Source organism: uncultured Maricaulis sp., assembly GCF_963976135.1.
Classification (GTDB): domain Bacteria; phylum Pseudomonadota; class Alphaproteobacteria; order Caulobacterales; family Maricaulaceae; genus Maricaulis.
On sequence record NZ_CAXBKN010000151.1, the window covers coordinates 1 to 4,182 of the forward strand.

General features: G+C 60.6%; 7 protein-coding genes. 3 read left to right on the top strand and 4 right to left on the bottom strand.

All coding sequences use genetic code 11. The features are described 5' to 3' along the window. From AAC023_RS13825 to AAC023_RS13840, 4 genes are all read right to left on the bottom strand, one after another. A partial coding sequence (locus tag AAC023_RS13825; protein ID WP_339741777.1) for a pilus assembly protein N-terminal domain-containing protein occupies window positions 1-611 on the bottom strand: 611 nt, incomplete at its 3' end. An 11-nt stretch (window positions 612-622) separates the two neighbouring features. Next, window positions 623-1,456: a Flp pilus assembly protein CpaB gene (cpaB, locus tag AAC023_RS13830; RefSeq protein WP_339741778.1), complete on the bottom strand. Its 834-nt coding sequence runs from the start codon at window positions 1,454-1,456 to the stop codon at window positions 623-625. A gap of 116 nt (window positions 1,457-1,572) precedes the next feature. Beyond that, window positions 1,573-2,070, bottom strand: coding sequence for a prepilin peptidase (locus tag AAC023_RS13835; RefSeq protein WP_339741779.1), 498 nt, complete (start codon window positions 2,068-2,070; stop codon window positions 1,573-1,575). A gap of 160 nt (window positions 2,071-2,230) precedes the next feature. Beyond that, window positions 2,231-2,389 (bottom strand): Flp family type IVb pilin, encoded by a 159-nt coding sequence (locus AAC023_RS13840; protein ID WP_091766720.1) that lies wholly within the window; start codon window positions 2,387-2,389, stop codon window positions 2,231-2,233. A gap of 298 nt (window positions 2,390-2,687) precedes the next feature. On the opposite strand from AAC023_RS13840, the gene AAC023_RS13845 reads away from it, so the two are divergent. The 3 genes from AAC023_RS13845 to AAC023_RS13855 all read left to right on the top strand — a co-directional run. Beyond that, window positions 2,688-3,116: a pilus assembly protein N-terminal domain-containing protein gene (locus tag AAC023_RS13845; RefSeq protein WP_339741780.1), complete on the top strand. Its 429-nt coding sequence runs from the start codon at window positions 2,688-2,690 to the stop codon at window positions 3,114-3,116. A gap of 40 nt (window positions 3,117-3,156) precedes the next feature. Continuing rightward, entirely contained in the window at window positions 3,157-3,714 is a 558-nt protein-coding gene (locus AAC023_RS13850) for a TadE/TadG family type IV pilus assembly protein (RefSeq protein ID WP_339741781.1), read from the top strand. Next, window positions 3,707-4,182 (top strand): TadE/TadG family type IV pilus assembly protein (locus tag AAC023_RS13855; RefSeq protein WP_339741782.1); only part of this gene is annotated, 476 nt, incomplete at its 3' end. The genes AAC023_RS13850 and AAC023_RS13855, both read left to right, overlap by 8 nt.

Genomic DNA, 4,182 nt, shown 5'->3' on the forward strand with positions numbered 1-4,182 from the left:
TTCAGATTGACGCCCAATTGACGCACGATGGAGCGCTGCATTTCGACAATGCGCACTTTGAGCATTACCTGGTCGCGCCCCTCGATGGAGATCATCGACAGGATCTGCGCCGGATCATCGACCCAGCGTTGGGCAATGCTCAGGGCAGTGTCGGCATCGACTGCGTTCGGCACCGAGCCGGACAGGACAATATGATCATTCATCGCTTCCGCGGTGACGCGGGCATTGGGCAGGAAGCGGTTGAGCGATTCCTGCAGCGGACCCAGGTCGCGCTCAACCCGCAAATCAAGATCCAGGATGAGCTGGCCATCAGCGTCAAAGAAGAAAGCATTGGTCTGCCCGACCGAAATACCGAGCAGATAGGCCCGGCGCGGCGTCCGGATCACGGCCTGGACGACTTCGGGATTGGTGACGAGGATATCGACAGCATCGACCGGCAGATTGATCACGGCCGCCTTGCTCAGAGGCAGAAGCAGGCTCTCGGAAACCGGACCATTGCCCGGTTCGCGGATATAGACCTGCATCGTATTGCCGCGCTCGCTGCCGGGCGCCTGCGCCAGCGCGGGCGCAGTCATCGCCAGAGCGGCGAACAGGAGCAGGGAGCGGATCATCACCTCAAACCTCAATTGTCGTCGGCCAGGGCAATGGTCTGTGAATGTCCGTAACGGATCAGGGTCACATTCCTCTGCCTGAAATTGTCGGAATCGACGTCGCGGGCCGTCTCCGGACCCTCGCCGCCGCTGAGCAGGACCGGTCCGGCCTCATTATCGAGCAGGCTGCGCAGGACCAGCGAAACCTCGCCGCGGGCCACAGCCAGGGAGACGGCGCGAGACTGGTCCGGGGTCAGTTCAAGCGTTGCCGTTTCACCGACAACATTCTCCTCGCCTTCGCCATAGGTCTGGTCAATCGCCAGCACGCGGGCATTTTCAACGATGGTGCGCGCAACATAGGCACGGGTTGAACCGCGCTGGCCCTGAACGTCCTCCTCAAAGGATACGATCACATCGACACGGTCATTCGGCAGGATGAAACCGCCGGCGCCGCGCTCGGCTGAAATCGGCACGGCGGCGGCGCGCATCCCCGGCGACAGCACGGCTGCCATGAAACCGGCATCACCCGGCTGCACCAGACGGCGTCCGGTAATCGGTTCGCCCTCACCGATCGGGGCACGGACCACCGAACCGGCAAAGTCTTCAATGCCCTGGTCGCGATTTTCAATGATATAGCCCGGGCTCATCGCCTCATCGGGCCAGGATTGCCAATAGAAATCGGCGGCACCGACTCGTTCGCCAATCGCCAGATCACGCCGCGCGGCCAGAATCCGGACAGCCGGCCGCTCTTCGACCACCACAGCCTGCGGCACTTCAGGGCGCGACATCGCCTGCCTGACAAAGAATGCCACGGCAATCGCAGCGATCGCTGCGGCAACTAGAATGGCAATACGGACCGCGTTCATTGGACGCCTCAAACCTCTCGGGCACACGAATACACCGGTGATGAGACGTCGAATTCCTCAAAGCCTCGTTAATTCTCTCCTGTCATTGCCGTATTTCATGCGGTTTTTCTGTCGCTTCAAAACTGAAATGCGAACACTGTTGCTGGCAAACTCCACAAGGCACCGCCGGTAATCGCGATGCCGTAGGGCACAGGTGCAGCAGGTGCGAGCGCTGTTCCGGCCAGTTTTTCCGGGGAAATACCCGCCATGGGCAGGGCTTTGCGAGCAATGACCAGGACCAGCACCAGCACCCCGCCGGCCAGCACTGTGTGAATCAGGAAGACGGCGAGACCCGGCCAGCCGAACCACAAAGCCGTCGCTGCAAATAATTTCGCGTCACCGCCACCAACCCAGCCCGGCGCAAACAAGGCCATGCCGAGAAGTAGCGCAACAAGACCGGCGAGGAGGTGATTGCCGGCCTCGGCCCAGCCGAACCCGGCCAGAAGGGCGGCGACCGGAAACAGCAGGGCGATGGTGATGGTCAGCCAGTTGGGGATGGTAAATCGGGTCGCGTCGCTGAAGGCGGCAAACAGGAGCAGCGCCACGAGGCCCGCTATGGCGATTTGAAGAAGCATGGAATCATCCCCCGGTCTGCAGATGCGGTCACATTAGCGCGAGAGCATTAATGGCAGGTTGGCGCCGACAAGCATCTGTTCAGTACAGGGGTTGAAACAATAAACAAAGGCCGCCCCTTTCGGAGCGGCCTTGCTTTAACCCGGTATTCTGGGTGCCGGTTTAGATCGCGGCGGTAATCGCGGCGAAATTCCCGGAAAGCTCGGTGCCGAGCGCAGTGACAGCGCCAATAATGACGACGGCGATCAGAGCGGCGATGAGGCCGTACTCGATTGCAGTTGCACCAGATTCGTCTTTGAAAAAGCGAGAAATCATCTTCATTTTTTTTACTCCCGTGAAAGGTCCACACCACCAGGAGACGATCCGTCCCGACCCCTCCTGAACGCTGACCAATAAACACGAGAAGAATTTCCAGCCAGTAAATATTCGTACTTAACAAAAACTATATATCACCGAACCGTCGCTATAGTAAACAAAATGACAATAATGCCCTCTTGATTTCGGCATGAACAATTGCACCCGCGTTTAGAAAAGATTCAGACGCGCGCGAGATGATGGCTCATACACGGATTACCCGTGTGGACGGAGCGCCTCCATGATCTGCCGATTTGCATCCATCATGACCCTCGCCCTCATATGCACAGCGCCTGCGCTCGCCGAGGATCTGACGATCTCTGTCGAGCATGCACAGGTCGTGCGTCTGCCCGGCGAGGCCTCGGCCATCATTATCGGCAACCCCTCCATCGCTGACGCACTTGTGCATGACGGCCGCACCCTCGTCCTGACCGGACGGCTGCAGGGTCGCACCAATGTCATCGCCATGGATCGCATCGGCCGCGTCATCTACACGCGCGACATCGTCGTCACCAATCCGGTCCAGGGCCAGGTGGCGCTATATCGGGGGTCGGAGCGCTCGACCTATTCCTGCGCGGAAACCTGCGATGAACTGCCCCGCGTTGGCGATGATCCAGCACGCGTGCCCTTGCTCAGCGACCAGCAATCGGGCCGCCTGGCCATTGCCGAGTCGGCCATCGGCGACCCGTCCTGACCGCAGACGGTCGACACCCTCATCCCGTGGAGTCACGATCATGGCCCGCCTGACGCCCGAAATCTCCGGCCAGCCGCTCCTTCGGCTGCTGCGCCGTGCCCGTCGCGACCAATCGGGCGCGACAGCGGTTGAATTTGCCATGGTCGCTGCGCCCTTCTTCTTCCTGCTGTTCGCGATGATCGAGATCGCCAGCGTCTTCTTCACCAGCACCGTGCTTGAAAATGCCGTGCTGGAGACCGCACGCGAAATCCGCACCGGCCAGGCCCAGGCGGCCGGCATGACCCGCAATGAATTCCGCGATGAAATCTGTACCCGGATCGAGGTCATCGGCAATTGCGACCGGCTGGAATTCGATGTCCGGGTGTTCGAAGGTTTCAACACGGTTGACCAAGGCAGCCCGGTCAATCCGGACGGCTCCCTTGATAGCGGCAGTTTCGGCTGGGATCCGGGCGAGGCCGGCGACATCGTGCTGGTTCGCGTCTTCTATCGCTGGTCATTGCTGACACCGAATTTCGGTGGCGCAATGTCGAATATGGGCGGCAATCAGCGCCTACTGTCGGCCGCCAGCGTATTCCGGAACGAGCCCTTCGATGATTAGAGCCCTCAAACGATCCCTGCGGCGGTTTGCCGGTGATCGCCGCGGCGCATCAGCGGTTGAGTTCGCCCTCATCGCCCCCTTCATGATCCTGCTCTATCTTGGCGCGGTCGAGATCAGCCTCGCCCTGTCTATTGATCGCAAGATTACCAGCGCCGCCAGCGCCCTGGCGGATCTGGTCGCCCAGGACGATGTCATTACCGATGGCGAGATGGCCGATATCATGACCGCCGGCGGCGTCATCATCTCGCCCTTCGATGCCGGCCCGCTGCAGATGCGCATCACCAGCGTACTGATGAACGGCTCTGACGAGGTGAGGGTGCAATGGAGTGATGCCGTCGGCATGACAGCCTTTGCCGAGGGTGGCGGCGCACCGGTGCCCGCCGGCGTGCTGCAGCGCAATCGCTCGGTGATCATGGTCGAGGTCAATTACCAGTACCACACCATGTTTAGCGAGCTCGGCGTCAGCCA